This is a genomic window from Rhizobium sp. BK456 (assembly GCF_014194045.1).
In the GTDB taxonomy this organism is placed as follows: domain Bacteria; phylum Pseudomonadota; class Alphaproteobacteria; order Rhizobiales; family Rhizobiaceae; genus Rhizobium; species Rhizobium redzepovicii.
Genome location: NZ_JACIAO010000016.1, coordinates 86,352 through 111,974 on the forward strand (window position 1 = coordinate 86,352; position 25,623 = coordinate 111,974).

25 protein-coding genes and 1 pseudogene are annotated in these 25,623 nt (G+C 58.8%); 14 read left to right on the top strand and 12 right to left on the bottom strand.

Going from position 1 to position 25,623, the window contains the following annotated elements; translation table 11 throughout:
• Window positions 1–745 precede the first annotated feature (745 nt).
• Window positions 746–1,783, bottom strand: a complete 1,038-nt coding sequence (locus tag FHX03_RS31820) for an HWE histidine kinase domain-containing protein (RefSeq protein WP_183780515.1) — start codon at window positions 1,781–1,783, stop codon at window positions 746–748.
• A 204-nt stretch (window positions 1,784–1,987) separates the two neighbouring features.
• Here FHX03_RS31820 and FHX03_RS31825 point away from each other — a divergent pair, with 204 nt between their 5' ends.
• The 4 genes from FHX03_RS31825 to FHX03_RS31840 all read left to right on the top strand — a co-directional run bounded on the left by FHX03_RS31825 (window position 1,988) and on the right by FHX03_RS31840 (window position 5,287).
• Window positions 1,988–3,004, top strand: a complete 1,017-nt coding sequence (locus FHX03_RS31825) for a sensor histidine kinase (RefSeq protein WP_183780512.1) — start codon at window positions 1,988–1,990, stop codon at window positions 3,002–3,004.
• Between the two features lie 375 nt (window positions 3,005–3,379).
• Complete coding sequence (locus FHX03_RS31830) at window positions 3,380–3,904, top strand: nutrient deprivation-induced protein (RefSeq protein ID WP_183857152.1); 525 nt, start codon at window positions 3,380–3,382, stop codon at window positions 3,902–3,904.
• Window positions 3,897–4,313: a phage holin family protein gene (locus tag FHX03_RS31835; protein WP_183780508.1), complete on the top strand. Its 417-nt coding sequence runs from the start codon at window positions 3,897–3,899 to the stop codon at window positions 4,311–4,313. The genes FHX03_RS31830 and FHX03_RS31835 overlap by 8 nt, the downstream gene beginning before the upstream one ends.
• Complete coding sequence (locus FHX03_RS31840) at window positions 4,313–5,287, top strand: DUF3618 domain-containing protein (protein ID WP_183857154.1); 975 nt, start codon at window positions 4,313–4,315, stop codon at window positions 5,285–5,287. The genes FHX03_RS31835 and FHX03_RS31840 overlap by 1 nt, the downstream gene beginning before the upstream one ends.
• 319 nt (window positions 5,288–5,606) lie before the next feature.
• On the opposite strand, the pseudogene FHX03_RS34765 reads toward FHX03_RS31840, so the two are convergent.
• The 6 genes and pseudogenes from FHX03_RS34765 to FHX03_RS31860 all read right to left on the bottom strand — a co-directional run bounded on the left by FHX03_RS34765 (window position 5,607) and on the right by FHX03_RS31860 (window position 8,908).
• Window positions 5,607–5,811: pseudogene (locus FHX03_RS34765) on the bottom strand (DUF3606 domain-containing protein).
• A 619-nt stretch (window positions 5,812–6,430) separates the two neighbouring features.
• A complete protein-coding gene (locus FHX03_RS34770; RefSeq protein WP_246699325.1) occupies window positions 6,431–6,571 on the bottom strand; it encodes a hypothetical protein in 141 nt (46 codons plus the stop codon).
• A 21-nt stretch (window positions 6,572–6,592) separates the two neighbouring features.
• A complete protein-coding gene (locus FHX03_RS31845) occupies window positions 6,593–7,024 on the bottom strand; it encodes an alpha/beta hydrolase (protein ID WP_246699326.1) in 432 nt (143 codons plus the stop codon).
• Between the two features lie 119 nt (window positions 7,025–7,143).
• The gene (locus FHX03_RS31850; protein WP_183857156.1) at window positions 7,144–7,599 is read right to left on the bottom strand and encodes a DUF2383 domain-containing protein; all 456 of its coding nucleotides are present in this window, start codon (window positions 7,597–7,599) and stop codon (window positions 7,144–7,146) included.
• A gap of 428 nt (window positions 7,600–8,027) precedes the next feature.
• Window positions 8,028–8,192: a hypothetical protein gene (locus FHX03_RS31855; protein WP_183780500.1), complete on the bottom strand. Its 165-nt coding sequence runs from the start codon at window positions 8,190–8,192 to the stop codon at window positions 8,028–8,030.
• 353 nt (window positions 8,193–8,545) lie between these two features.
• On the bottom strand, window positions 8,546–8,908 hold the full coding sequence (locus FHX03_RS31860; RefSeq protein WP_183857158.1) for a hypothetical protein: 363 nt from the start codon (window positions 8,906–8,908) through the stop codon (window positions 8,546–8,548).
• Between the two features lie 539 nt (window positions 8,909–9,447).
• Between FHX03_RS31860 and FHX03_RS31865 the strand changes: the two genes are divergently transcribed.
• The 10 genes from FHX03_RS31865 (at window position 9,448) to FHX03_RS31910 (ending at window position 19,022) form a co-directional block, all read left to right on the top strand.
• On the top strand, window positions 9,448–9,687 hold the full coding sequence (locus FHX03_RS31865) for a hypothetical protein (RefSeq protein WP_312865353.1): 240 nt from the start codon (window positions 9,448–9,450) through the stop codon (window positions 9,685–9,687).
• A 364-nt stretch (window positions 9,688–10,051) separates the two neighbouring features.
• Entirely contained in the window at window positions 10,052–10,579 is a 528-nt protein-coding gene (locus FHX03_RS31870) for a sigma-70 family RNA polymerase sigma factor (protein ID WP_183857160.1), read from the top strand.
• A gap of 228 nt (window positions 10,580–10,807) precedes the next feature.
• Window positions 10,808–13,210: an FdhF/YdeP family oxidoreductase gene (locus FHX03_RS31875; RefSeq protein ID WP_183857161.1), complete on the top strand. Its 2,403-nt coding sequence runs from the start codon at window positions 10,808–10,810 to the stop codon at window positions 13,208–13,210.
• A 16-nt stretch (window positions 13,211–13,226) separates the two neighbouring features.
• Entirely contained in the window at window positions 13,227–13,820 is a 594-nt protein-coding gene (locus FHX03_RS31880; RefSeq protein ID WP_183780491.1) for a c-type cytochrome, read from the top strand.
• On the top strand, window positions 13,817–14,797 hold the full coding sequence (coxB, locus tag FHX03_RS31885; RefSeq protein WP_183780488.1) for a cytochrome c oxidase subunit II: 981 nt from the start codon (window positions 13,817–13,819) through the stop codon (window positions 14,795–14,797). Before FHX03_RS31880 ends, coxB begins: the two co-directional genes overlap by 4 nt.
• Window positions 14,794–16,707, top strand: coding sequence for a cytochrome c oxidase subunit I (ctaD, locus tag FHX03_RS31890; protein ID WP_183780485.1), 1,914 nt, complete (start codon window positions 14,794–14,796; stop codon window positions 16,705–16,707). Before coxB ends, ctaD begins: the two co-directional genes overlap by 4 nt.
• Window positions 16,704–17,306 carry a heme-copper oxidase subunit III gene (locus FHX03_RS31895; protein WP_183780482.1) on the top strand — a complete coding sequence of 201 codons (603 nt, stop codon included), beginning with the start codon at window positions 16,704–16,706 and terminating at the stop codon, window positions 17,304–17,306. The genes ctaD and FHX03_RS31895 overlap by 4 nt, the downstream gene beginning before the upstream one ends.
• Window positions 17,303–18,205 (top strand): cytochrome c oxidase assembly protein, encoded by a 903-nt coding sequence (locus FHX03_RS31900; protein ID WP_183780480.1) that lies wholly within the window; start codon window positions 17,303–17,305, stop codon window positions 18,203–18,205. The genes FHX03_RS31895 and FHX03_RS31900 overlap by 4 nt, the downstream gene beginning before the upstream one ends.
• Window positions 18,180–18,602 carry a c-type cytochrome gene (locus FHX03_RS31905; protein ID WP_183780477.1) on the top strand — a complete coding sequence of 141 codons (423 nt, stop codon included), beginning with the start codon at window positions 18,180–18,182 and terminating at the stop codon, window positions 18,600–18,602. Before FHX03_RS31900 ends, FHX03_RS31905 begins: the two co-directional genes overlap by 26 nt.
• A 210-nt stretch (window positions 18,603–18,812) precedes the next feature.
• Window positions 18,813–19,022: a hypothetical protein gene (locus FHX03_RS31910; protein WP_246699327.1), complete on the top strand. Its 210-nt coding sequence runs from the start codon at window positions 18,813–18,815 to the stop codon at window positions 19,020–19,022.
• A 78-nt stretch (window positions 19,023–19,100) separates the two neighbouring features.
• Here FHX03_RS31910 and FHX03_RS31915 read toward each other — a convergent pair whose 3' ends face one another.
• The 5 genes from FHX03_RS31915 to FHX03_RS31935 form a co-directional block, all read right to left on the bottom strand.
• Window positions 19,101–19,484 (bottom strand): response regulator, encoded by a 384-nt coding sequence (locus FHX03_RS31915; RefSeq protein WP_183780472.1) that lies wholly within the window; start codon window positions 19,482–19,484, stop codon window positions 19,101–19,103.
• Window positions 19,477–23,442, bottom strand: coding sequence for a CheR family methyltransferase (locus FHX03_RS31920; RefSeq protein ID WP_183857163.1), 3,966 nt, complete (start codon window positions 23,440–23,442; stop codon window positions 19,477–19,479). The genes FHX03_RS31915 and FHX03_RS31920 overlap by 8 nt, the downstream gene beginning before the upstream one ends.
• A gap of 84 nt (window positions 23,443–23,526) precedes the next feature.
• Complete coding sequence (locus tag FHX03_RS31925; RefSeq protein ID WP_183780466.1) at window positions 23,527–24,531, bottom strand: chemotaxis protein CheB; 1,005 nt, start codon at window positions 24,529–24,531, stop codon at window positions 23,527–23,529.
• 131 nt (window positions 24,532–24,662) lie between these two features.
• Window positions 24,663–25,058, bottom strand: coding sequence for a response regulator (locus FHX03_RS31930; RefSeq protein ID WP_183780463.1), 396 nt, complete (start codon window positions 25,056–25,058; stop codon window positions 24,663–24,665).
• Window positions 25,059–25,093: 35 nt separating this feature from the next.
• Window positions 25,094–25,489: a response regulator gene (locus FHX03_RS31935; protein ID WP_183857165.1), complete on the bottom strand. Its 396-nt coding sequence runs from the start codon at window positions 25,487–25,489 to the stop codon at window positions 25,094–25,096.
• Between the last annotated feature and the right edge of the window lie 134 nt (window positions 25,490–25,623).

Here is a 25,623-nt window from a genome sequence, read left to right on the forward strand (position 1 = left end):
CCTTCCTGTGCGATCCGTCCTTTCCAAAATTGCCCCGTCTCGGCGGGGCTTTTTTGAAGCGCCTAACGGCCCAGCCTTGTCTCCTAAAAAAATCCGACTGCCGGGAACAATAGGCTTCATTGGCGGTAAGGATGTCGGGCCGTGCGGAGATTTGTGCAGGCAGCCACTCGACATTTCGATGTGCGACCCAACTCAACCCAGAACTAGCCCCGCTCCCCAAAAAGCGGGGCCTTTTTTGGACAAGAATATCTCAACTGATCATCAGCCAGTGTCTAATCCAGGCCACAGCGCCGTCACTGGCGTAGCCGACGATCCCTCCCTCTTTAGACCAGCAAGGCTATCAATCCTAAATGCCAGAGCCGAGCGTCTCTAGGTGTTTCCACTCCTCCAGGGTTGGCTGGACAGCATCGTGATTTTTCTGGACCGTATCCTTATGCTTTTGAGCTTTTGAGCTGATTGCGCACCTGGGAGTTGAGCCGGCATTCATCTCAACAGCTTGCCGAGCAGATTGATCCGAATGGCCGACCGGCTCTGAACGCTGTCCTCTCGTCGCTCAACTCATTCCGCAGGAGGTTGACGTTCTCATCGATACCGGTAAGCCTTCCTTCCACGCCTAGAGAGGCCCTGTGATTAATGACATGACGTGAAGCTGGTGGAGCCGAAAGTAATTCAACATCCACAGGAAGAGGTGGATGCCGGCACGGCGATCCGGATCGCAACAGCCAAAGAAGGCGAGCGGCGTGCATCATACCGGACTAGAGCCGGCGGCAGGCACCTCGATCTCGATAAGCAGGCCGTCATCGAACCAGGTTTTCTCGACGTGCCCCCTCAGTTGCTTTTCCACCATAGCGCCGACAATCACCGTACCAAAGCCTCGTTTGGTTGGCTTGGGCGGCGGGCCCGCACCTACCTCTTTCCATCTCAACCTGAAGCCGTCATCCGCCGGTCCGGGCGCCCAGTCAATCGACAACTTTCCTTGCGGTTTGGCAAGCGCGCCGTGACGAGCCGCGTTAACGGCCAGTTCGTGAAGGACGAGCGCGACCGGCTGGACAACTGTCGCCGGCAGCCTGATATCGGGGCCGCTTAAAGCAATGCGGGTGGCCGCGAAAGGCGTCACCTGCAGCCGAACGAGCTCCTCAACCGAGATATTCGCCCACCCTCGCTCTGCCAGCAAATTATGTGCGCGGGCTAACGCCTGCACACGGTGTTGGATAGCCGCGGCATAAAGGGCCGCATCGTCGGCGTTGCTGAGGCGAACGATACTGTCAACGATGGCGAGGACATTCTTCGACCGGTGGTCGACCTCCATAAGGAGACGATGCTCGGAAGCCTCAAGCGCCTCAACCCGCCGGTAGTCCGTCATGTCGATCTGCGATCCAAAGAAATACAGGATCCGTCCGTCATCCCCATGGATGGGGCTCAAGTGCAGGCGGTTCCAGAATGGCTTCCCGCTTTTCTTATAATTGAGGATCTCGACGCTGACCTCCCGCTCCTCTGCAATGCAGACGCGAATCTCGGCAACAGCAATCGGTGAGGTCGCAGGGCCTTGCAGAAACCGGCAATTGCGGCCCACCACCTCGTCAGCGGCATACCCTGTCAAATCAAGGAATGACTTGTTTGCCAGAACGATCGGAAGATCGGGTTTGCGCGCATCCGTCACGACCATGGGCATCCGGGTGCGCTCGAACGCGACCGCCGCTAATTCTTTCCGATCAGCCAAGGCTGCTTTTGACGACGCCGAAGGCAGGTCTCCGTGTAAGTTCTTTGTCGAGTGAGTCCTCATGTTTCTACGCTTCATTAGTCATCGGCTGATAACGTCGCCTGCGCTCCTTTGTTTCCCGACGATCACCTATTTGCCTTACTTCAGAGCTTTGCGGACACCGTGCTGCATAAGCATCCCGCGCGATGGCACTGCGGCAGCATCAGGTATAGGATTGGGGCAAGTCCATTCTCATGTGATCTGAACAATCAGGCGCGGAGCAAGACCATGAACCGCTTTTCGCATCCCAGTCGGGCTCGTGAGCGCTTTCTCGAAGCCATCCTCCAGAGTGCCATCGAATATGCGATCATTGCCGTGAATCTAGAAGGTCTCGTCACCACATGGAATGAAGGGGCACGCCGGATCCTCGGTTGGGAAGATACCGAAATCATCGGTCAGCCTGTGGCCGTGATTTTCACGGAGAAGGATCGTGAGGCCGGGGCGCCTTCACGAGAAATGACCGCAGCTTTGACGGACGGCCATGGAGACGACGAACGCTGGCACGTTCGAAAGGATGGCTCGTTATTCTGGGCATCGGGCCAGATGATGGCGTTGAGGTCGGATGATGGCGAACTGGAGGGCTTCCTGAAGATCCTCAGAGATCGAACCGAGCAGAGAGAAAACGAGGAGCGCCAGCGCGTCCTGATGCACGAGCTTTCCCATCGCATCAAGAATACGCTGGCCGTCGTCCAGGCGATCATTAGCCAGTCCTTTCGAAGTGCGAACAGCATGGCGGACGCCGAGCAGTCGATCTCGGCGCGCATCAACGCCTATGCAAACGCCCATGATATTTTACTGCAGAAGAACTGGCTATCGGCGACCATGGATACGATTGTCGGGGCCACTGCAATCAATCTCGGACTCGAGCCCGACCGTATCGAGGCAAGTGGTCCCGAAGTCAATCTTAACCCCCAGGCGGCGCTTTCGTTCTCCCTCGTGCTGCACGAATTGGTCACGAACGCGACAAAATACGGGGCTTTGTCGGTGGATACCGGATCTGTCAAAATCGAGTGGTCGGTGCTGCAAAACGCCGGCAACGCTCGCTTTCACCTGCTTTGGCAGGAACGCGGCGGACCGGTGGTTGGAAGACCCAAGAAAAAGGGCTTCGGCTCGCGGCTCGTTAGAGCGAGTCTCGCCGCGTTCGGAGACGTCTCTCTCGATTATGCTTCAACGGGTATCGTTATCAGACTCGATGCGCCGCTTCAGAAGCTGCAAGCCAAAGATTGTTCCGGCTCCCCGGCATAATATCGGTCAGCAGGCGGTTCCGATCGGCCGATGCCAAAACCGACGGCTTTGCAGGCCTCTAGCATGCGGCACGAACAGCGGGCGGCCATGGTTCAAGGCCGGACCGGCGCTGAAGACGTCAGAACGCTCGAACGTCTGTCCGTTAATCCATCGAACCACCTGACATCTGCTGACAACGACCTTGGGGCCGGATCTTGGGCGAGGGACTCTTTGTGGCTGCCCGGGCTTCTCGTTCCGTCTGCGCTGGTGCACGAAGCACCTTCGCCTTCCCTGCTGGGGCGCAAAAAGTTTTGATGGAACACACAACCCCCCGGGAACAAAGCTGGAAGACCGAGGTTCGGCGCCCACAAAGGATCGAATCCAGGGAGACTCTCGATGACAAATAATTTTTCCGCTCCCGCAGGAGGACGCGTTCCGTCTGCCAATGCCCCACCAGTTACTGACCTCAAGAACAAGCTCAACGAGGATGTCGACTCGACAAAGGAGATGATCAAGGAGGGGTCTGGCGCCGTCATCGAGAAGGTCGACGCGGTTATTTCCGATAAGACGCACTATGCCGCCCATCAGGTGAGCGGCGTGGCGAAAGCTCTGGAGAAGGTCGGCGCAGAACTAGAAAGCGCTGATCAGCCACAAGTCGGCCGATACGCTCGCGAAGTCGGCCAGAGCATCGCAAAAGTTGCCGAAAGGATAGAGGGCAAGGATCTCGGTGAGATGGCCACGCTGGTCGAGAATTTCGGGCGCAGGCAGCCAATGGCATTTCTTGGAATCGCGGCACTCGCGGGCTTAACCGCAAGTCGTTTTCTGATCGCGTCTGCAAAAAGGAATGACAAGGCCCGACCGACCGGGCCATCGCAAACGGTGGGATCGTTCTCCGGACGCGAGGGCAATTCAAATGACTAAGACCTCTGAAAACACGCCGCTGTCCGAATTGATCAGCGGCCTTCTGCGCGACGTCACCGGTCTGCTGCGCAAAGAAATCGACCTTGCCAAAACGGAAGCGGCCGAAAAACTATCGGATGCTTTGAGCGGTGTCGAAATCCTGCTGATCGGCCTGGTACTGGCAATCGGGGCGGTCGGCATCCTGTTGAGCGCCATCGTCAGCGGTGTCGCTGCATTCCTCGTGGCTCATGGGTTTGCCGAGCCGACCGCCAATGCGCTGGCGTCCGCAGCCGTCGGTGTCGTCATCGGGCTGATTGCTTGGATCATGATCGCACGTGGTCTCGCTGTCTTCCGACGCAACAATCTGATGCTCGAGCGAACCACCACTTCGCTTGGTCGCGACGTGCAAACCGTGAAGGATAAACTGTGATGGAAACCTCGACAGACAAAACATCGGCCGAGCTGCAGCGAGAAATCGAGCGAGATCGGCAACGGCTTGGAGATCGAATAGACGCCATCCAGGAGCGAATGTCACCTGGCCAATTGGTGGACGAGGTTCTTGCTTACGCGAGGAATAGCGGAGGCAGCGAGTTCGTCGGAAACCTTGGGCGAACGCTCAAAGAAAATCCCTTGCCGGCGGCGTTGATGGGCGTCAGTCTGGCTTGGCTGATGGCCAAAGGCTCCCCTTCGACGACCGCACGCGATTCTTCACGAGAGCCGGAATACGAACTCTACCCTGTTCAGGGACCGGTTCGTCGACTTGGTCCGCCAACATCGATTGGGGGCGTGCGATATAGTCATTTCAGCGATGGCTCTGGCCGGCAACTGAAAGCGCTCACCGACGAAACGGGACGCCGCGCCGGCCATTTTATGGACGAGACAGGCAAGACCTATCGCGGTTTCGTCGATGCCAGCGGAAAACAAGTCCATCAGATCCTCGACGAGACGGGGGCGATGTTCGACGCGGCATCCGGATGGGCTGCGGAAAAATGGGAGCAAGTTAAGACGACAGCGCAAGATCTTGCAGAGAGAGCGGCGCGAACAGCAAATCTGCAGGAAAAGGCCACGGACCTCAACACCTTGTTCCTTACGCAGTTTCGCGATCAGCCGCTGGTCGGAGGGGCGCTGGCATTTGCTGTCGGAGCTGCTATTGGCGCCGCTCTTCCAAGGACGGAGACGGAAGACCAATTGGCAGGAGAAGCCTCAGACGCCGCCAAGGACGCGTTGGGCGCCCAGACCTCCGAGCTTGTGGATCGAGGGAAAGCCGTTGCATCTGACGTCTTTGAACGTGCGGCCGAAGTGGCATCGGACGCGCACGACGAGATCAAAGATCGCTTGTCGGAGGAGGTGGATGCATTGAAGGGCGGTGCAGCAACTGGCCAAAACACTGCAACACCAGGATGACCATTTTCACACCCTGACGTTCACCAGGCGAAAACCGAAATCCCAGTCGCGGTCCCGAGTTTCCCTTCCGAACCAGACCGGCGCATCATCGCAGCTTCGCTCCGCCACGCATGCATATCGAGCTCCGCTTTTCGCCAGACGCCGGCCGCCGCACCCTGTGGCGTCGATAAACTCGCTGCGCTCGTCCTCCGGCTCTGCGGGCAACACTTTCCCGGGTTATGGGGTTACCCAAATTGGCAGGGATAGCCACCTTTCCGGCCCGCGAGGCAGTTCTGGCCTATCGGTCAAGCGGTTGGCGGCTAGGTCGCGATCTTAACAGCTAGTGACGGTCAATTTCAGCTTCGACCTTCTTGCGCGAATTCCCTGCGGTCTTCACAGGCTTCTTGATGGTGTCCCTGGAGAACGCCTTCCTTGTTGGCTTCGTAGCTGACTTCGTGATCCTGTCCGTCGGCGACCTTTGCGCGGTCCTGAGCGTGCCTCGGTAAGGGTTGCCATGATATTACCTCCTGGTGGCTTCCGGTCATCGCAGAACGGACATCGATTCAGGAAGTTCCGGTTTCCAAGGAATGAGGCTTTCGCGCGCCGGTAATCCAATTGAACGAGCCTGCGCGCCAACTCCGCCGGTGCGGACGTTGGCCGCCAGGAAGAGCGAGAGCTACTTGTTTTCGGAGGCAAGCTCGCCCGGCCTGAGGCTACCGGGTTCATTCGACGGCAGAGCTTCCGAGGGCGTGGAACCCTTAGAAGGCGGATTGACACCGCCTCCATGATCGGACGACCAAGTCTGAGCAACGTCGGTCGATTTTGACGGGACTGCTTCCTCGGCCTCCCGCAGTGGCGTTTGTGTTGCCCTTCCGGATGCCCTGGTGCTCGGCCTCATCTCATTGTCGCACCCGGCGCCGCCAAGTACGGGCGTGCCCCATGTACGTTTCTCCGCCCGGGCGACCACATTCAAGCGTTCTGCGGTCGGCCTCCGAGGCAGCCCGCAGTCGATGCGCCTTCGGGCCGTCGTGTGGAAAGGTCTCCTGATACCGCGCGAGGGTCACTCGCTAGAAGGTGAAGGGGGTTGTTTCCTGTGGCGGTCCGCCTGCCTCCTATCGTTCGCGACGCTCGCTGATCAAAATGATCTGATCTTCGCCGTTGGCCCTAGAGCAGCGACTTCTTTAGGAAAGAGACCGCCTTCTGCGCGCCGGCGGTGGAAATCGTGTGACCTGTTCCCCGCTCGACGTCCAGCTCGACCTTGAAGCCGGCCGTTCCGAGCCGCGCAGCGGCGACCCTGGAAGCCAACGGCGGGATGGTCGTATCGTTCTAGCCGTGGACGAGAAGGACAGGCGTGTTCTTGCTCGCTGGGGACACCGCTTGCGGCGGTAGCAGGCCGGAGAACCCGACGAGAGCACCGATCTGCCAGCGACCGGACGCAACGGCGTCGAAGGCAACGATCGCTCCCTGGGAGACCCCCACGAAGGCGATCTGGTCATGAGCGTTCCCAAGGCCTTCCCGCCGGGCGACGGTAATGATCACCTTATCAAATGCTTCTTTAACCGCGACAATGCGGTCCGGGGCAAGCGGATTGCCCTCGACGCTGAACCACTGATGCCCATAGCGATGATGAAAGGGAGCGTCGGGAGCTGCGAAGCGGGCGTTCGGGAGGCTTAGGCGCCAAGAAGACGCCAACGGCGCAAGCTGTGTCCCAGACGCGCCGATGCCGTGGAGGAAGATGATCAGCGAGTGTTTGGTCAATTATCCTTGCTCAAGGTTGGCAGACACGCCGAGGCCGCTCGACCGACACAGAGCACCGTCGATCACTCCGATGCCGGGGCTTGTCGTTGGTTCTGGTAGTATTGATTTGGTGACGATCTTCAAGATGAGAGCGTCTTCGCTGTGGTATCCATCCACGACCTATGCCTCTCCTCGTCCTGATGAGCCTTCATGAAGAACGCCTTTGAGGCGGGGATAGCATCCTCGTGGCGGACCTCCCGCTCGTAGGCCGTCACGGTATCGTCTTCGTTCGTTTTCATGGCTTTCAGGATCGCGGCGTCGCCCATCAAGTCGGCTAGCGCGATCTTGCCGGTCGTCAGCATCTGTTTCATGTCTCCTTCTGTCGGAGCTTCAATACCGAGCTCCCCTGCCATTGCTGTCAGGACATGGACGTGCTGCAGATGGTCTTCCTTGAAGACGGAAATCTGGCTGGCAAATTCCCGGCTGTCGAGGCGCTCAATGCAGGAATCATACGCGGCGATCGCGTCGTGCTCGAGGTAGAGCAGGTTCTTCACGAGATCCTTGATGTCCGACTCATTACCTACCATCGTGACCATATCATTCTCCTTTTGGGCTTAGGAAGATCAGGGAACGGGGTGCGCGACGTCTTGTTCCAGCTGTAGGCGGACCGTACCGTATCGTACAGTCGTTGAATGTCCCTGCCTGAAAATTCGGTCGTTTGGATGAGTTCTGCATCTATGCTTCCCTTGGCAACTTCGATGCAAGATGGAAAGCGATGATCCTCGAAGGCAGGCACTCCATATCGGCAATGGACCGGTTCTTACCGCCTTTCGAAAAGGTTAGAATTCCGGCTCCTTCGACGAAGGGACACGCTCTGCGAATGAGGAAAAATCACCTGAGGAACTGAGCTCGGGAAGTTGCGTGGTTGATGCAATCCTCCCACAAGACCACGGGGTCCAACCCCCTAATGCAGATCGGGCGCGAAGTAATCCGCGCCCGTCGGGAACATTCGGATGAGGCGACGTTACTTCGAATTCTTGTGGCTCTGTTCGCCTGCCTTGACGTGCTGCTCGTGCGACCCGCCCTGCTTGCCTGACGAGGTGCCTGTCTTTGCCGACGAAGCGCCCTTGGCTGAGCCCGACTTCGAGCCGCCTTTGGAATGCGATGTGTCTGTTCCACTGGATGCCATGATCTATTCCTCCTTGAGAGATCTTGATGATCCCGGGGGAGTGAACTTTGATTTGAAGATCAAGTTCCCAAGAAAGTTCGACTATACGCGATGTTCGCCGACGTCATTTGATCAGGAGCAGCCGCCGAGGGTAAAGTCGTCTCCCCCACCCTTTATCATTCCGCAGTCATTTCGTTCAGCCGATGCATGTTGTTGGCTCGAGCAACGTCTGCCATCTCTCTCCGGGCTCGCCGCCAATGCTCCCGTCCTCCAGGCGGCCTTCGTCCTTCCAGGTCGTGTATGCGCGTCAGCGGCGGTGTTCACCCTGGTCCAGTTTCGGCAAGGGCTCCCGCGAGCCGCCGGAATGGCGCAGGCTACCGGGTCTTTTCTGTCCCCGCCGGCGTCTTAACCTGCGTCGGGCCACCACCATTTCCGCTCGGGCTTGGAGACCGGTCCGTCGCTTCGGGCGGACGGCCGCTGCCATCGGCGGCATTATTGTCAAACGTACCCGGTCCGGAAGGCTTCGCATTGATCGGATCGGGCGTCGTCGAGGCGGTCGGCTTCGCATCCCGATCGATACTCTCGCCCCATATCTCAACGCCGCCCCACGCCAGCAATGCGAGCACGATCCCGAAGACAAGAACGGCAAAAACCGGTTTTCCGTAGTTCCCCTGCCTTGCTTCGGTGGCAGTTTCCGTGACCCTTGGCTCTCCAGGGCCGCTGCGGTTCGTACCCATGTTATTCTCCTTAAGATGTAGCCTTAGAGCCCGTTGTCCGGACAATGAAGGACGGACGGTCTCGACGTAGGTAACATCACGAGCGCTTCGAGATACTGCTGCGCGAGCGTGCGCCTTTAACCCCCAGACATCGCGATCGTTCCGGTCACAGGCATCGTTAGAGCTCAAATTCAGCAATTCCCGCACCCGGACGCTGTCGGTGATGCCAAGCTGAACCACAGCAGCTCGCTCGCGTTTCGACCCGCCTAAGCCACCAACACCGAACAGAATCCTAATTTGGCCACACGTCCTAATCCTCTCGAAGGATCCTCTTGCGTCCGAAAGCGCACTATCGTCGAGCATCTCCGATCCCTTTTGCGCCGCGTCTGGCTGGAGCGACGGGCCTCGTACCGGTGACGATCGTGAGAACGGCCGCTGGCTGCTGCCCACTGCCACAAGGATGGCCCATCGAAGGGAACGAAATCCAGACGCCTTGGTTAGGCATCCGTAGGTGGCGTCTCACAGGCGCCGCACGATGAAATCTAGTGCAGGAGCATGTCGTGACCGTCTTGATGTTCAGCAGAGTAAGAAGCGATCGAGAAGCTCCGGATGTGGCCTTCGTGACCAATGACGGCGATGACCGGAAACTCTACAGGTTCGCCCTCCAATACAATATGGACGGAAAAAACTGGGCGACCGAAATATGGGCATACTCGTCCAAGGATGCCGAAGAGCGGGTGGCAGCGATGCGACATTCGCTGATGATGTGCGGCCAGCTCTACGGCGAGGTGGAAGCATAACACCGCTGTTGAAGGTCAGCCGTTCTCCGCAAATTTGATGCACGCTGCCGTTACGATGACCAACTCCCCAATGCGATTGGCCATTTTCATCCGGACCACGCCGACGGCCTGTTCGCTCCACCCGTCAACTCTCCTTCGCCGATGGCACTCTAATGCAGCTTGAACCAAACCCTATTGTCGCGCTCGCCGTGGAGGCGGCTATAGTACTTTGATACGGACCAGCGAGAAGAATTTGGAAACTTCAGCTCTGCGACTCTCTGTAGGCGCTGAAATCGGACGATCGATCACATAATCTGCTTTGGTCCGATATCGTACTGCAACGAAGCGCATCGTGCCGCTTTCCTTCTTATCACAGGAGGGAAACATGAAGTCCTCATTTCCAACAAGCACCGCGTCTGACTGCAGGAAAACGTCCCCCATCGAATTGGAAATCGTTCAGTTGACACCGGCGTTACGCGCCTTTGCTCGAAGGTTCCTGCGCAGCGAAGACGACATCGATGACCTCGTGCAGGAAACCCTGCTGAAGGCCCTGCACTCTCTGCACCTCTACCAGCCCGGCACCTCTCTTAAGTCCTGGTTGTTCACAATACTCAAAAACACCTTTTGCACGATCTACCGCCGACAGAAACGTGAGCCAACGGCAGTGGAGGCGGCTTTGGAAAAAGTCGCGATTGCGCCGAGCCAGGAATGGGCACTGCGCGAGCGCGAGCTGCAGCAAGCTTTGACGAAACTTCCAGACGACAGGCGACGCGCATTGATACTGGTGGCGACCGGGACAAGCTATGAGGACGCTGCAAGGCTGTGTGGCTGCCGGCTCGGCACCTTGAAAAGCCGGGTGAACCGGGCACGCGGATCCTTGCTGTCGATGCTCGGAAACAATTTGGTCGACTGATCCCATCTGCCGTGATCAGTCGAAAACTATGCAGGGATTCTATATTGAGAGACCCGCGCCCGACCCGTTGAAGCGACATTGCATGTCACTCATCCAATGGATGCTCACACTTAAGTTTCCCGCCTCAAATGCCGCGAAGCCGTTGCATGGAACAGTTGGGCTCTGTCGGAGTTCGGCGTGACGGAACGTCGGTCAGATTGTCTTCGCAAGATTTGTCGAGAGGCCCAAATGTCAGCCAGAGCAAAAAATCATCCCAAAATCGGTAAGGGCAGCCATGTAGCAGGCGGTTGGGGAGCCGCCAGATCGACCGGAGAGATTCTCCTGCGCGAGCACGTGCCGCGATCCGGACCGTCGCTGCTTGCCCATCAAAACAAAGCCGATGGCTATATGTGCGTCAGTTGCGCCTGGGCCAAGCCTGCTAAGCCTCATCCGATGGAATTCTGCGAGAACGGCGCCAAAGCGACTGCGTGGGAGATTACCTCCCGGCGTGCCGACCGCGCCTTCTTCGCAGCCCATACCCTGCATGAGCTGGAAGAGTGGAGCGATCACGATCTTGAGGAGCAAGGCCGCCTGACCCACCCGATGCGCTGGAACAGCGAAACCGACAAATACGAGCCGGTGAGCTGGACCGAAGCGTTCGAAGAAATCGGCAGGGAACTTCGGTCGCTTGCTCCGCAGCAGGTCGATTTTTACACTTCCGGACGAGCCTCCCTGGAAACGGCCTATATGTACCAGCTTTTCGCCCGCATCTTCGGCAGCAACAACCTGCCCGACTCCTCCAACATGTGTCACGAAAGCTCCTCGGTCGCTCTGCCGGAAAGTATCGGCTCCTCCGTCGGCACGGCGATGCTGTCGGACTTTCAAAATTGCGACTGCATTTTCTACCTGGCTCAGAACGTCAACACCTCATCGCCCCGAATGCTTCATGACCTGCAGGATGCCGTCGACAGAGGCGTGAAGATCGTGACCTTCAATCCATTGCGCGAACCCGGTCTCGAGCGCTTCATCAATCCGCAAATGCCCGGCCAGATGCTGACAGGTCACTCGACGCCTATCTCGTCGGAGTATTATCAGGTCAGAAACGGGGGCGACATTGCAGCGCTCTTCGGTGTCTGCAAGGCGCTGATCGAAGCCGACGATGCCCTGAAGACGTCAGGGATCAGCAAGGTCTCTGGCAGTGATGCCATGCCAAAGGATCCGACAAATGCTGCAACGGTCGTTTTTGCCGCCTCGATGGCGGCAGCCGATACCAGGCATGTGCTGGACCACGATTTTATCCAGACCCACACGTCGGGTTTCGAAGAATTTGCCGCTGCTGCGCGCGGACACGACTGGGCGGAGTTGGAGAGGGTGTCAGGCCTTTCCCGCGAACAGATGACCCAGGCGGCAGACACATATGCCAAAGCCGAGGCCGTGCTGATGATTTACGGCATGGGGCTAACCCAGCATGTAATGGGCGTCGAGAATGTTCATATGGTCGTCAATCTAGCTCTGTTGCGCGGCAATATCGGCAAACCCGGCGCCAACATCTGTGCCGTGCGAGGCCACTCGAACGTTCAGGGCCAGCGCACGGTCGGGATCACGGAAAAACCCGGTCTGGCGCCGCTCGATAAGCTTTCGGAACTCTATGCGTTCGAGCCGCCGACCTGGGAAGGTCGCTCGACCGTCGATACCTGCAGGGCGATTATGCAGAGCGAAGCGAAATCCTTTGTCAGTCTCGGCGGCAACTTTTTGCGAGCCATACCGGAAACGCACGCGATGGAGGAAGCATGGCGGAAGCTTCGCCTGACCGTACAAATCGCGACCAAGCTCAACCGCAGCCATGTCGTCCATGGCGAAATTGCCTATCTCCTGCCCTGTCTCGGCCGGCTGGAAGTCGATGAACAAGCAAGCGGGCCGCAAGCTGTCTCAATCGAAAGCTCGGTGGCGCATTTCCACGGATCGCGCGGAAGGGCAAAACCCGCAAGCAAGGAGCTTCTTTCGGAGCCTGCAATTATCGCTGGGATTGCAAAAGCAACCCTGACGAAGGGCCAGGTCCCCTGGGACGAATGGGTCGGCGATTATTCAAAAATTCGAGATTCAATCGAAAGGACCTATCCCGAAACCTTCAGGGACTTCAACAAACGCATGTTTCAGCCGGGGGGCTTTCCGCGGCCGGTGCCGGCCCGGCAGCGAAAGTTCGCCACATCCAACAAGAAAGCCAATTTCATCACGCCGCCGCGGCTCTTTCCGCAGTTCGACATCGGCCCGGCCGCCGTCGAGGTTCTCAATCTCGCGACGTTGCGCTCGAACGACCAGTTCAACACAACGATCTACGGCTATGGCGACCGTTACCGCGGCGTGGATGGCACCAGAAAGGTCGTTTTCATGAACGAAGAAGACATCGAGCGGCTAGGCCTCAAGGACGGCGACGTCGTTGATCTAACAACTGCAATTGATGTTGCGGCGACGCGTCGTGTCACCGGCTTCAGGGTCGCTCGGCACGACATGCCGAAGGGATGCTGCGCAGCCTATTACCCGGAGGCAAATCCCCTCTTCCCGCTTGCCCATCACGACGCCAAAGCCAAAACGCCGTCCTACAAGCTATTGCCGGTCCGAGTGAGCCCTTCCGGCGCCGCGTCGCCATCCTGATTCTGGACCCGCGGCGATGGGCGAGACCAGACGTTTCAATTGGCTTGCGGCAGGAACTCTTCTCTGCATGTTGCTGATCGGCGCGGCGATCGGCTGGGCACGACACCCCCGTCAATACCGGGCCGATCCCCCGGTTGCATCAGCGCTCGATCAGTTCAAGCTGATGCCCGACCGCATCGGCGGAACGCCGCCGGATGTTTATTTCGCGATCGGCAAACCCTATGAGGCGACGGCCTTCGATCTGAGCCAGGGCAAGCGTCTTTATTCCTGGTTTGGTTGCTCCGGTTGCCATGGAGATGGGCGCGGCGGAACAGGGCCCTCCTTTCTCGACGGGTGGTGGTTCTACGGTTCTGAAATGGTATCGGTCGTCGCATCCATTCGTGATGGCCGACCCTACGGCATGCCATCCTACGCCAACAAAATGACCAGCGACCAGATCTGGCAGCTTGCCGGCTATGTCAGGACGATTGGGGCCTATTCCCCACCCTATACCGCTACGAGCCGAAACGACGACAAGCATACCAGGCCGTCTGAAAACCGCGCACCGGCCGCGGGTCTTTTCGAGCAAGGACCGGCCGGCGTTCGCTCCGATCGAGGTGTCCAGCCTTGAAAATCGTCCTGGCATGCGCTCCGTTTCTTCCCGGTTGCGCCGGTACACAATCGGCGCTTAATGCGAATGGGCCGTCGGCCCTTGCACTTCAGAACCTCATATTTCTGTTCATCGCCGTCTGCGGCCTCGTCTTCGTGTTGGTGATGGGGGTGATGGTATGGGCCTTGGTGCGCGGAAGGCATGCGCCCGCGGGCCGGCAGCAGACGGAGCGTTCGATGGGTAGGGTTGTCGCCGGCGCCGTTGTTGCAACTTCCATCATCATAACCTTCCTGACCGCGGCCAGCTTCTACGCCACGCCCGAACTGGATCGCGGCGAGGTTGATGCGCCGACGATTCTCGTTCGGGGCCAGCAGTGGTGGTGGCAATTCACCTATCTCGATCCCGATCCTGCGAAGACCTTCCAGACCGCCAACGAGCTGCATATCCCGGTCGGGAAAGACGTGCGCCTTCGCCTTGAGGCGAGCGACGTCATCCATTCCTTTTGGGTGCCGAACCTCACCGGAAAGCAGGATCTTGTTCCCGGCCGCGAAAACGCGCTGACGCTTCATGCGAGCCAGGCCGGCGTCTACCGCGGTCAGTGCGCCGAATTCTGCGGCCTGCAGCACAGCCATATGGCGCTGCTCGTCATCGCCGACGAGCCAGAGGCCTATGCCCAATGGCTGGATGCGCAAAGGGAGGTAGCCGCCGCTCCGAAAGAAAGTGAAGCCGCCGCCGGCAAGATCGTGTTCATGCGCAAGCCCTGCGCCGCCTGCCATACGATCCGCGGCACCGAGGCATCCGGCACGACCGGACCAGACCTCACCCATGTTGGCAGCCGAAGCACGATCGGCGCGGGGCTGGCTCAAAATACGCGCGGATCGCTCGCCGCATGGACTGCCGATCCGCAAACGCTGAAGCCGGGAAACAACATGCCGTTGGTTCCCGTCACCAGCGAGGAGTTGCGCCAATTGAGCGCCTATATGAGTGGGCTCCAATGAAACCGCACTCCAAAATTCCCACCCATGCTGATCTGGCCGCCGGCGATGAAAGGGCCGAAGCTTTCCTTAAGGCCACATGGTCGACGCCAGCAGGGATCGTTGCGGCTCTCTCGACCGTGGATCACAAGATCATCGGACGGCGCTACATCGCCACGGCCTTCGCGTTTTTAATGCTTGGCGGCGTCCTAGCGCTGGCCATGCGCCTCCAGCTCGCGTTTCCGGAAGCCCGTTTCATCAGCGCCGACCGCTACAATCAGATCTTTACCGTACATGGGAGCAATATGATGTTTCTGTTTGCCGTGCCAGTGATGGAGGCGATGGCGGTCTACCTCGTTCCCCTCATGGTGGGCACCCGCAACATCGCCTTTCCCCGGTTGAATGCCTTCTCTTACTGGATCTTTCTCGCCGGCGGGCTGCTTCTATGGGCGTCTCTCGCGCTCGACACTGCTCCCGATGTCGGATGGTTCGCCTACGTGCCATTGGCAGGCCCGCAATACGGCCCGGGCAAACGCGCTGACATCTGGGCCCAGATGATTACCTTCACGGAAGTCTCAGCCCTGGCCGTTGCCGTCGAAATTGTCGTCACCGTCTTCAAAATGCGAGCGCCGGGCATGTCGCTCGATCGGATCCCGATCTTTGTCTGGTCGATGCTGGTCACCGCCTTTCTGGTGATCATGGCAATGCCAGCAATCATGCTCGCCAGTTCATCGCTGATTCTCGATCGGCTGGTCGGCACCCAGTTCTTCAATCCCGCAGAAGGCGGCGATGCGCTCCTGTGGCAGCATCTGTTCTGGTTCTTCGGCCATCCGGAGGTCTATATTATCTTCTTGCCTGCCGTCGGCATGGTTTCGGCGATGATCTCCACCTTTACGCAGCGCCCTGCCTTCGGCTATCTGCCGCTGGTGCTGGCGATGATTGCGACTGGTGCTCTCGCCTTCGGATTGTGGGTGCACCACATGTTCGTGGCCGGCCTACCGCGTTTGGGCAGCAGCTTCTTCACCGCATCAAGCATGGCGATCGCCATTCCGGCAGGCACCCAGATCTTCTGCTGGCTGGCAACCCTGTGGGCCGGACGCCCCGTCTTCAAGACACCGATGCTGTTCATCATCGGCTTCCTCATTACGTTCGTGATCGGCGGTCTGACCGGCGTCATGGTGGCTTCGGTACCGTTCGACACCCAGGTTCATGATACTTATTTCGTCGTAGCGCATTTTCATTACGTGCTGATTGGAGGTTCGGTTTTCCCCCTCATCGGCGCGATCTATTATTGGTTTCCGAAAATGACCGGGCGAATGATGAGCGAACGGCTCGGGCGCTGGGCCTTCGGCCTGATCTTCACCGGCTTTCACCTCACTTTCTTCCCGATGCATGTCCTCGGCCTGCAAGGCATGCCGCGGCGCGTCTACACCTATCCGCCGGAATTGCCCTGGGCGGGCCTGAACCTTTTCATCAGCCTCAGTGCCGTCATCCTCGCGGCGGGCTTCCTCGTCTTCTTCATCGACGTCCTGCGCAGTTTCCGGTATGGGCCGCCGGCAGGCGCCAATCCCTGGAATGCTTCGACACTGGAATGGGCGACGTTGTCGCCCCCGCCGCCTTATAACTTCCGGCACATTCCCATCGTCGACTCCAGGGAGCCGCTCTGGACGTCGGGCGATGCGCTAGCGGTGGCAACCGGTCTGCGGCTCGACCGGCGCGAGCTGATCGTCAGCGGTCTCACATCTGCCGATCCGGAAGCCCGGGAATTGTCGCCGGCCAATTCGATCTGGCCATTTCTGGCAGCCATTGCCACGAGTATCATGCTGATCGCCTCGATATTCAGTCCCTGGGCGGTCATCTGGGGTGCCGTCCCGGTGGCGATCACGCTCACGGGCTGGTTCTGGCCGAAACGAACGCCGGAGGACGAATCATGAAAGAACGCATCGCCCTCGATCTGTCGAAGCTTCCCCCGCATGGCATGGGCAGCGCGAGCCTGACCTTCTGGGGTACTAGCGCCTTCATGCTGATCGAAGGCACAGGTTTTGCGCTAGCGATCGCAGTTTATTTCTACCTGATGAGCCTTGCGCCTCAGTGGCCGATCGAAGCCCCTCCTCCGGACCTTCCCGCCGGCACGATCCTGACACTGCTGCTCCTTATGAGCGTCGTGCCGAACATGTTGGTTTCCCGGTGGGCGAAGCAGAGGGACCTTCGTAAGGTGCGGGCCGGCCTGATCGTCATGGCCATTCTGGGACTTCTTCCCCTCATACCGCGCGCGTTTGAATTCTCGGCCCTCCATATCAATTGGGATGATAACGCCTACGGATCAATCGTCTGGACCCTGCTTGGCCTGCATACGACCCACATCGTGACCGACTTCGTCGATACCGTCGTTCTCTCCTGCCTAATGTTTTCAAAGCACGGAGACAATATGCGGCGCTACGGCGATGTCGAGGACAACGCGCTCTACTGGAACTTTGTCGTCCTTGCCTGGCTTCCCATCTACGGGTGCATCTACTGGGTGCCGCGATTATGAGAACACGAAGCGCCATCATCGTTTTTGCTGCCACTGCGATAAGCCAACCGGCGATCGCCCATGATGGGCATGCGCATTCAAGCGTACTCCCGTGGACCGCCGATCCGTGGATCCTTTCCCCGCTTGTTCTCAGCGCAATCCTTTATGGCTGCGGCAGCCTTCGCTTCCGGCCGCGATTGACTGCAAGCCGCCGCGCGTCTCAACGCCGGATGACGAGTTTCTGGGCAGGCTGGTGCGTGCTTGCCGGCGCGCTCATCTCACCCTTGCATTGGCTTGGCGAACAGCTCTTTACCGTTCACATGATCGAACATGAGCTGGTCATGGCGGTTTCCGCACCGCTCATCGTGCTGGCGCGCCCTTCCGCCATGCTGCTCTGGAGCCTTCCAAGGTCGATAAGACGCCGGACAGGACAGGTTGTTTCCAACAAGGCGGTCCGCAAGACATGGACTTTCCTCACCAATGGCACGGTTGCAACGCTGGTGCACGGCGCCGCGATCTGGGCCTGGCACGCACCCGTCCTCTTCGACGCAGCCATCGAAAGCGTCTCACTCCATCGCCTGCAGCATCTTTGCTTTTTTGTGACCGCCTTCCTCTTCTGGTGGTCGGTCATATGGAAGACCAACAGGGGGCTTGCCGCCTGGCACCTCTTTCTCACCATGTTGCATATGAGCATTCTTGGTGCCCTGATCGCACTTTCGCCGAAAGTGCTTTATGGCCTGCAGACACAAACCTCCGGGAATTGGGGTCTCTCGCCGCTCGAAGACCAGCAGCTGGCCGGCCTGGTCATGTGGGTTCCCGCCGGGATCGTCTACGCAGCTGCGGCGCTTGCGTTGGTAGCTCTTTGGATCAGGGATTCGGCAAAGGGAGGCGCAGGTGGAACACGCATCATTGCTTCGTAGCTCGCTTCGCCCGGCCATCATCGTCGGCGCCTGTGCGCTGAGCCTGACCGCCGCTTTAGCACTGACCGACGTCTATCGCGCGCGCTCCGAAAGGTTCGCCAGTGCGACTGCCCTGACAAGAGGCGACCCCAGCCGTGCCGCTGTGATCTTTCGTCGATACGGGTGCAGCGGATGTCATACCATCCCTGGTATCGACGGTGCGGACGGCAAGGTCGGGGGCGATCTTTCCGGTCTGCGCGAGCGGGTCTATATCGCCGGCGTGCTCAACAACTCCGCCGATAACCTGGTCGGCTGGATCGTCACGCCCCAGAGCTATTCTCCGAAGACCGCGATGCCGACGACCGGGATATCGGAGAAGGAAGCACGTGACCTCGCGGCCTATCTCTACGCCCATTAGGTACAATCACTTTCGGCCGGGGCTCCCAACGGAACTCGTTCAGGTGAACTTGGCGCATCTAACCTTTTTTGGCGATAGGACGGCAAGCAGGGGGCCCACAGTGAGCGACCGGACGATATCACCTGTCCCCTCGCACTTATCCGTTTCCCAAGCTGGAGAATAAGCGCATGATCAGCGGCTGGGAGAAAGGACAAAGGGATGGACAGAGGTATGGTGGAGAAACATCTGCAGCAGGCCCTAGAGCATGTGGCCCTAGGAGGACATCACATCGCTCGGCAGCGGGAGATCGTGGCTCAGTTGACGAACCGCGGCTCCGACGCCAGCGAAGCGCAACGACTTCTGGAGGTTTTTGAGGAGTCGCAGGTGTTGCATGTCGCTCACCTTGATAGGCTCAAGGCCGAGCTGCATGCTCTCCGATAAGAAGCATGTGGCTTCGGCCGGGTGCGAACCGTATCGGGCGATGATCAGTATACGATCGCGCAATAACGATTTGTGGGGCTAGGCCGGCCGTGAAAGCTTGATAGCAGACTGCAAGGCTTCCAATAGTTTCGTGAAGCGAACGGGTTTGGCGCAGCAGGCAATTGAATTGAACCTGCGGGGTAAAACAGAGCGATCGTAGCCGGTGGTGAACACGAATGGGATATGGCGCGCAAGAAGCGTATCGGCAACCGGATATACCGGCTCCCCATGAAGGTTGACATCCAAGACGGCTGCGTCGAGGCCGTCTGTTGTGGCCAGCAGCTCAACCGCACGCTCCAGAGATTGCGCCGGGCCGATGACGGTGGCCCCTGCGTCGGCCAGCTCCTGGGACAAATCTTCCGCCAGCATAAATTCGTCCTCGACCACGAGCACACGGTATCCGAAAAGCACCCGTTCAACCATGACCACCCTCGATGAGGTTGCTGACGGAAACAGGGATTGCGATCGTGCAATGGACCCCATCCTCACCAAGGACATAGGACGTCTTCGCATCGAGCTGGTAGGGCAGCGCGCGCTCGATCAGTTCGCGGCCCTGGCCGCCCCCTTGTGGTCCAGAACCGGGAGGCGGCATCTTCACCCGGCTTTCGCGCCAATCGACGTGCAGCCATGGCTTGCCGTCTTCGCCTTGTTTTTCGACACGCCAAACGATCGCCAGATGGGCCTGAGGTTGGCTAAGCGCCCCATACTTAACGGCATTGGTCACAAGCTCATGCATCGACAGTGCCATTGTCTGGACAGTCGTCGATCGAAGCCTGACACCGTCTGGACCTTGCAAGATGAACCGGCTCGTTTCGCCTTCCGCCACGCCGAGGGATGCCAGTTCGGAGCGAATAAGCTGATCGAAGGTAATGCGATCCCCATCCTGCAGCCGCGATAAGAATCCCTGCACCCGCGCCATCACATCCAGCCGGTCGCGGAACTTCTTGTGGAAATCTGCCAGATCTATGCTGGTACGCAGGGTCTTGTCAGCCATCGACCGGACGACTGCCATGAGGTTGCGCGTGCGGTGCTGAAGCTCGCCGACAAGGACTTTCAGACGATCAGCAGAGACCTTTTCATCGGTGATATCTCGGCCGATACCGCCGATCTGGGTAAAATCTCCTTCCTCTCGGAAAAGCGGGAACTCGGCGTTGCGCAACCATCGGATTTCGTGGTCGGAGGCGCGCCTGATGCGGTACTCGTATTCCGCGCTTTCGCCATTGCGAACGCGACGAATTTCGGAGAGCGCCCGTTCCCGGTCTTCAGGGATGATCAACTCCACCCAATCGCGAAAATTGTTGCCCGTGAGGGCCTGATGCCGCTCGACACCGTAGATGGTCTCGAAGGCTGGCGCGAGATATTTCCATTGCAGCGTGTCGGCATCGCGGATCCATAAAACGTCGGAAGAAGCTTCGCCAAACAGGCGGAACTGCTCCTCCTCCTGGCGCAAGGCTGCCTGTGCTAGTTTTCGTGCCGAGATGTCGATGCAGAACTCAGCGGTCGTCCCGTCGCCAAGCTCGCGTCCGGCAAACAACATCCAGCGACGGGTGCCATCGGCGAGGAGATACTCCTTTTCATATGGGCCCATGCGGCCCGTTTCTTTCAAAGTTTTAATCTGCAATTCAGTTTCGGCGATATGCTCCGCCGGGGTCAGCCGGCGCCAGTGAAGCTCTGGGCGACCCAATTGTGAGCGCCTGTACCCGGACATCTGCAAGAAAATTTCATTGGCGTCGACGATCACGCCTTCCTCATTCAGAAAAACCACGCCGACCGCATCAGTCTCCAGAACGCGTTGCAGGCGTTCTTCGCTGCGTCGAAGCGCCATCTCCGCCTCGTAGGTCGCCGTCAGGTCTGTGAAGGTGACGACAGCTCCGCCGATATAATTATCAACGCTGCGATACGGCAGTGCACGGGCTGCGTAGTGCCGGTTATTTGTGGGGTCGCTGACCTTCCGATCCACGGGCATCAGCGTTCTCAGAACAAGCCGGACATCATCCAGAAGCTCCGGATAAGTGACCCGCGAGACGACGTGGTCGAGCGGTCGCCCGACGTCGGTCTCGAGCAGGTGGAAAATTTCGGTTGCGGCCGGTGTGAAGCTTCTGACCCGCAGATCGTTATCGAGGAACACAGTCGCGATCTGGGTCGCCTCGAGGAGGTTCTTCAAGTCTGAATTTGCACGATCCAGTTCAGCGACCCGGTGGGCAAGTTCGCCGTTGACGGTCTGCAGCTCCTCATTGACAGACTGCAGTTCTTCCTTGGAGGTTTCCATCTCCTCGTTGGCCGACTGCAGTTCTTCGTTGATCGACTGATATTCTTCGTTGGACGACTTGAGTTCCTCGTTTGTGGATTCGAGCTCTTCGATGGTCGCCTGGAGTCGATCGCGCGTCAGGCGCAAGTCGGTCTCAAGACGCTGGACGTGCTCTTCGCTCGTCAGCCGTCCTCCGTCCGGCGCCGTCCCCTCGGCAACCTGGCCTGCGTCTTGGAACAGCACGATCAGTGAGGTGACGTCGCCGCTGCCTAGAGGTTCGACGATGATATTGACGGCATAGCCGCGGTCGTCCTGTCGCAACAGCACGCGCGGCACTTCTACCTTGACGGCTTCAGTCGTGGCACGCTGCAAGGCGGATCGCAAATCGAGCCGAAGATCGCGATGGGCAAGGCTCAGAAGGTTGAGTGTCGCCGTTCCTGACGTCGGTTCGAGAAAGCGACCCGTGCGCCCGGAGAAATGGAGAACGTCATAGTGCGAATCGACAACCACATAAGCTGGCGCAAAGCGCTCTGCGACGACCTCTGCCTGCCGGCTGATCGTGGCCGAAAGCCGGCCGGTCTGGAGCATGGGCGCCGGTGGCGAGAACGGATGGTCGGGGCTGCGCGGACGGGGGCTGAGCGGGAAGTCCGGAATGATCCTGGTTGCTGTTTCCAGCCTCCGAAACAGGCGGTTTTTGCGGTCGACAGGGGCAAAAAGCTTTGCGTGCCGGGTAACGTTCTCCGATGAGCCCAAAAACAAGATGCCGTTTGGCCGGAGAGCAAAGTGGAAGATGGGCATGACCCTGTTTTGCAATTCGTTGTCGAGATAGATCAGCAGGTTTCTGCACGACAGGACGTCGATGCGGGAAAATGGTGCATCCTTGACGATGTTATGCGGTGAGAAGATGCACATCTCACGCAATTCCTTGACCACGCAATAGGTGTCACCTTCTCGCACGAACCAGCGAGCGAGCCGCTCGGGCGGCACATGGGAGGTGATTGCAGCCGAATAGCGCCCAGCGCGCGCAATTCCCAGCGCCCGTGCGTCGAGATCCGTCGCAAATATCTGCACCTCCGGAGGATAGTCCATGGTTGATACGTGCTCGCGCAGGAGCATTGCGATCGAATAGGCTTCTTCTCCGGTCGCGCAACCCAGCACCCAGACGCGGAATTTGTCACTCGCCTCCTTGCCTTCGAACAATTTTGGAATTTCGCGCTCGAGCGCTTCAAACTCGGCCGGGTCGCGAAAAAACTGGGTGACACCGATCAGCAGGTCTTGAAACAGGTCCTGAACTTCGTCTCGGCTGGCGCGCAATCGCTCGATATAAGCATCGATGCTGCCGATCTGCAGCACCTGCATGCGTCTGTGGACGCGTCGGTTGAATGTCCCGCGCTTGTATCCGTGAAAGTCGTGGCTCGTGACGTTGCGAAGAACCGTGGCGATCTGGGTGATCTGCGCCTCGAGCGCGTTTGGGGTCTCATCGCCTATTCCAGCGTCTTCATTCTCGTTGACATTGCGCGCGCGACGGGCAATTTCAGATGCAATGCTCTGGGCCGGCAGACGCAGATCCGCAATTGCCACCGCCCCTCTCCCATCCTCGAGGGATGCATTTGCGGTTTCACCAATCTCCACGATCGACAGGCCGCCGAAGTTCTTGGTTGCCGCAACCGCAGCGGTGCCGTCGTTGTCGAGCCCCAGCAGGACAACAACGATTGCCCGCTCCCCCGCATGCTCTGCCAAAGAAATCAGCATCGTGTCGACGGTCCCCCGGTGGCCGACTGGTTCGGAAGCCGGACGGACGCGGATATGACCGTCCTCGAGCGTCACGACATCGTCCGATCCACTGACATAGATATGGTTCTGGAGGAGCCGTGCACCGTCGGCTGCGACGATCACTGAAAGCCTGTTCTGCCGCCCGAGCAATCCAAGTACAGTCGCGGTGCTAAGGCCCTTCTGCTGGCGTACTGCCACAAGATAGGATACGCCCAATCCTAGGTCGACTTCTGAAAATATCTGTTCGAGCGAGCTCAGCGACTGCTCTGAGACCGCGATGCCGACAATCACGAGCGGCTGTACGTGGCGATCCGCCGCCTCCGCCCCTTGCTCCATGTACTCCTGTTCATCGTAGGCCATTATCAATCCATATCTCGGTTTAGGGCTGACCCTAAACACCGGGCGCGACAAAATGATACACCTTTTATGAGGCGTGTTGAAAAGTCACGCGTTTCCGAGGCGCAGCGAGGTGAGTGCGGCTTCATGCAAGGTAGCGGAATAGCGCCGATATTCCGCAGCCCTTGCCTCGTAGAGTTCGGCCACGGCGTTGCGGCCCGTGTCACGCGCATCCCGGGCCATGCGCTCCACGAGGGTCACGCGCTCCTCCATAACCCGCAGGGCAATCCTGATTGCTTCGTCGACCTCATCGATATGGGCAGCAAGCGCGTCGGCAGTATAGGCGTGGCCGATCTGGCACCGATAACGCAGCGGCCCCGATCCGCGAACCTCGGAAAGCACGCCATGACAATCGGGGCAGGTAATGGCCGTCGGTGAAGCGATGTTGCGAAGTTCGCCGCTCCCGGTTCGGGCGCCAGCTGCGATCTCGACCTCGAGCCGCAGGTCGCCCGAGGGAAGATCCGGAGCCGCGCCTGCAGACGTTCCCGCGATACCGACAAGAAGCCTGCCAAGGTCGGCTGCCGAGGCCACGTGATCGACCTCGACCGCTTCGAGCGCGGCGATCGGAATTTGATCTGCCTCAGCATCGAGAGGGTGCTGCACCACTGCCGTACCGCCGTGGGATTTGATCGCATGAAGCCCTGCCGCTCCGTCGTTGAGCATCCCGGTCAAAATGAGCCCCACGACGCGTGGTCCGAATGACAGGGCAGCAGAACGAAACATCGCATCTATCGACGGCCGGGCCATATTTTCCCGGGGGCCAGCGCCAAGCACGATTGTTTCACCGATGAGCAGCAGATGTCGGTCGGGTGCCGCAAGATAGATGTGGCCGCGCTCGATTGGCTGGCCATCAACCGCCTGCGTCACCGGAAGCTTGGATTTGGCCCCCAGTACTTGCGCCAGGAAACCGGGTGAGTTCGAAGGAATGTGGGTGCTGACGAAGACGGCTGCCGGAAGGTCGGCGGACAAATCCGCAACCAAGGTCTGGAGCACGGCGCCACTCCCGGCCGAACCGCCAATAGCAATGATATCCTTGGTTGGGCTTGATGGCATGGTGGTCGACCTTTGATGATCACTCAACAGCCGGCGAGGTGACATTGTTCCATGTCGAGCGCCGGATCCGTTCTTCGAGCCCCTAGCCCTCGAAAATCCGGCATCATGTCAGGCGCGCGGCAACAACGCGATCAGTTAAGCCGGTCCGAACCACCGCGTGGACCAAAGAGCGCAACAGCGATCTGCTCGAGTTCGATTGGTTTATCGCAGAGCGCAAACCCTTTGTACTTCGCCGGCATGTGGGATGGGTCATAACCGGTTGCAAACACAAAGTTGATGTCGCGCGCCTCCAGTTCATCGGCAACGGCAAACACGAGCTCGTCAGCGAGAAAAACGTCGAGGATTGCCGCGTCGATGGGCTCCCGTTTGATGAGATCGAGGGCACGGCAAACGTTTGATGTCGGACCCACAACCATCGCCCCAAGGTCCTCAAGCTTGCGGCGCGTCTCGTCGGCAAGAAAATATTCGTCCTCGACGATTAGAATACGCTTTCCCGAAAAGAGTTTCGCTTGATTTGTTTTTTGCACGGAGGAACCTTTCCGAGGAGACAGGAGTGACAGCGTCAACCCGCTGGACGCACTCCAGGCCTGCTCTGCCGAACTGGCAGGATGGCGAGCATCGCCAATAATTTTTTCTCCTTACACGGTTTGGGCACAAACATGAAAAGCTTTGGAGCAGAAGAACAATAGTCGCCGGTAACGAAAACGAACGGGGTCTGGTATTCCGTGAGCGTTTCAGCCAGCCTATAGGCCATGGTTCCGCGAAGGCTAAGATCGAGGATTGCTCCGTCGGGTTCGAAGGTTCGCTCGTTAACGAGTTTCAAAGCACATACGACATTCGACACCGGTCCCGCGATTTCAGCGCCTTCGCCCTCAAGGACCATCATCGTGCTGGAGGCGGCCAGATACTCGTCTTCGGTCGGGTAGAGGCGCCGTGCCAGCGTGAGCGAAGGCTCCATGACTAGTCTCCTTTCTCCGTCGAACTATTTCTGACGACAAAAGTTGCGGGCTTCGCAAAGATTAACATAGGCGAACGAGATGCTGATACCGTTGAAAGATCACACTCACTTCCACGCTTCAGGGACGGGAAAAG

Coding starts and splice junctions, on each gene's coding strand:
- FHX03_RS31900 (WP_183780480.1), top strand. CDS start 17,303: ATGAGAACACGAAGCGCCATCATCGTTTTTGCTGCCACTGCGATAAGC.
- FHX03_RS31870 (WP_183857160.1), top strand. CDS start 10,052: ATGAAGTCCTCATTTCCAACAAGCACCGCGTCTGACTGCAGGAAAACG.
- FHX03_RS31850 (WP_183857156.1), bottom strand. CDS start 7,599: ATGGTCACGATGGTAGGTAATGAGTCGGACATCAAGGATCTCGTGAAG.
- FHX03_RS31910 (WP_246699327.1), top strand. CDS start 18,813: ATGGTGGAGAAACATCTGCAGCAGGCCCTAGAGCATGTGGCCCTAGGA.
- FHX03_RS31920 (WP_183857163.1), bottom strand. CDS start 23,442: ATGGCCTACGATGAACAGGAGTACATGGAGCAAGGGGCGGAGGCGGCG.
- FHX03_RS31925 (WP_183780466.1), bottom strand. CDS start 24,531: ATGCCATCAAGCCCAACCAAGGATATCATTGCTATTGGCGGTTCGGCC.
- ctaD (WP_183780485.1), top strand. CDS start 14,794: ATGAAACCGCACTCCAAAATTCCCACCCATGCTGATCTGGCCGCCGGC.
- FHX03_RS31820 (WP_183780515.1), bottom strand. CDS start 1,783: ATGAGGACTCACTCGACAAAGAACTTACACGGAGACCTGCCTTCGGCG.
- FHX03_RS31935 (WP_183857165.1), bottom strand. CDS start 25,489: ATGGAGCCTTCGCTCACGCTGGCACGGCGCCTCTACCCGACCGAAGAC.
- FHX03_RS31875 (WP_183857161.1), top strand. CDS start 10,808: ATGTCAGCCAGAGCAAAAAATCATCCCAAAATCGGTAAGGGCAGCCAT.
- FHX03_RS31895 (WP_183780482.1), top strand. CDS start 16,704: ATGAAAGAACGCATCGCCCTCGATCTGTCGAAGCTTCCCCCGCATGGC.
- FHX03_RS31860 (WP_183857158.1), bottom strand. CDS start 8,908: ATGGGTACGAACCGCAGCGGCCCTGGAGAGCCAAGGGTCACGGAAACT.
- FHX03_RS31855 (WP_183780500.1), bottom strand. CDS start 8,192: ATGGCATCCAGTGGAACAGACACATCGCATTCCAAAGGCGGCTCGAAG.
- FHX03_RS31830 (WP_183857152.1), top strand. CDS start 3,380: ATGACAAATAATTTTTCCGCTCCCGCAGGAGGACGCGTTCCGTCTGCC.
- FHX03_RS31835 (WP_183780508.1), top strand. CDS start 3,897: ATGACTAAGACCTCTGAAAACACGCCGCTGTCCGAATTGATCAGCGGC.
- FHX03_RS31840 (WP_183857154.1), top strand. CDS start 4,313: ATGGAAACCTCGACAGACAAAACATCGGCCGAGCTGCAGCGAGAAATC.
- FHX03_RS31825 (WP_183780512.1), top strand. CDS start 1,988: ATGAACCGCTTTTCGCATCCCAGTCGGGCTCGTGAGCGCTTTCTCGAA.
- FHX03_RS31915 (WP_183780472.1), bottom strand. CDS start 19,484: ATGGTTGAACGGGTGCTTTTCGGATACCGTGTGCTCGTGGTCGAGGAC.
- FHX03_RS31880 (WP_183780491.1), top strand. CDS start 13,227: ATGGGCGAGACCAGACGTTTCAATTGGCTTGCGGCAGGAACTCTTCTC.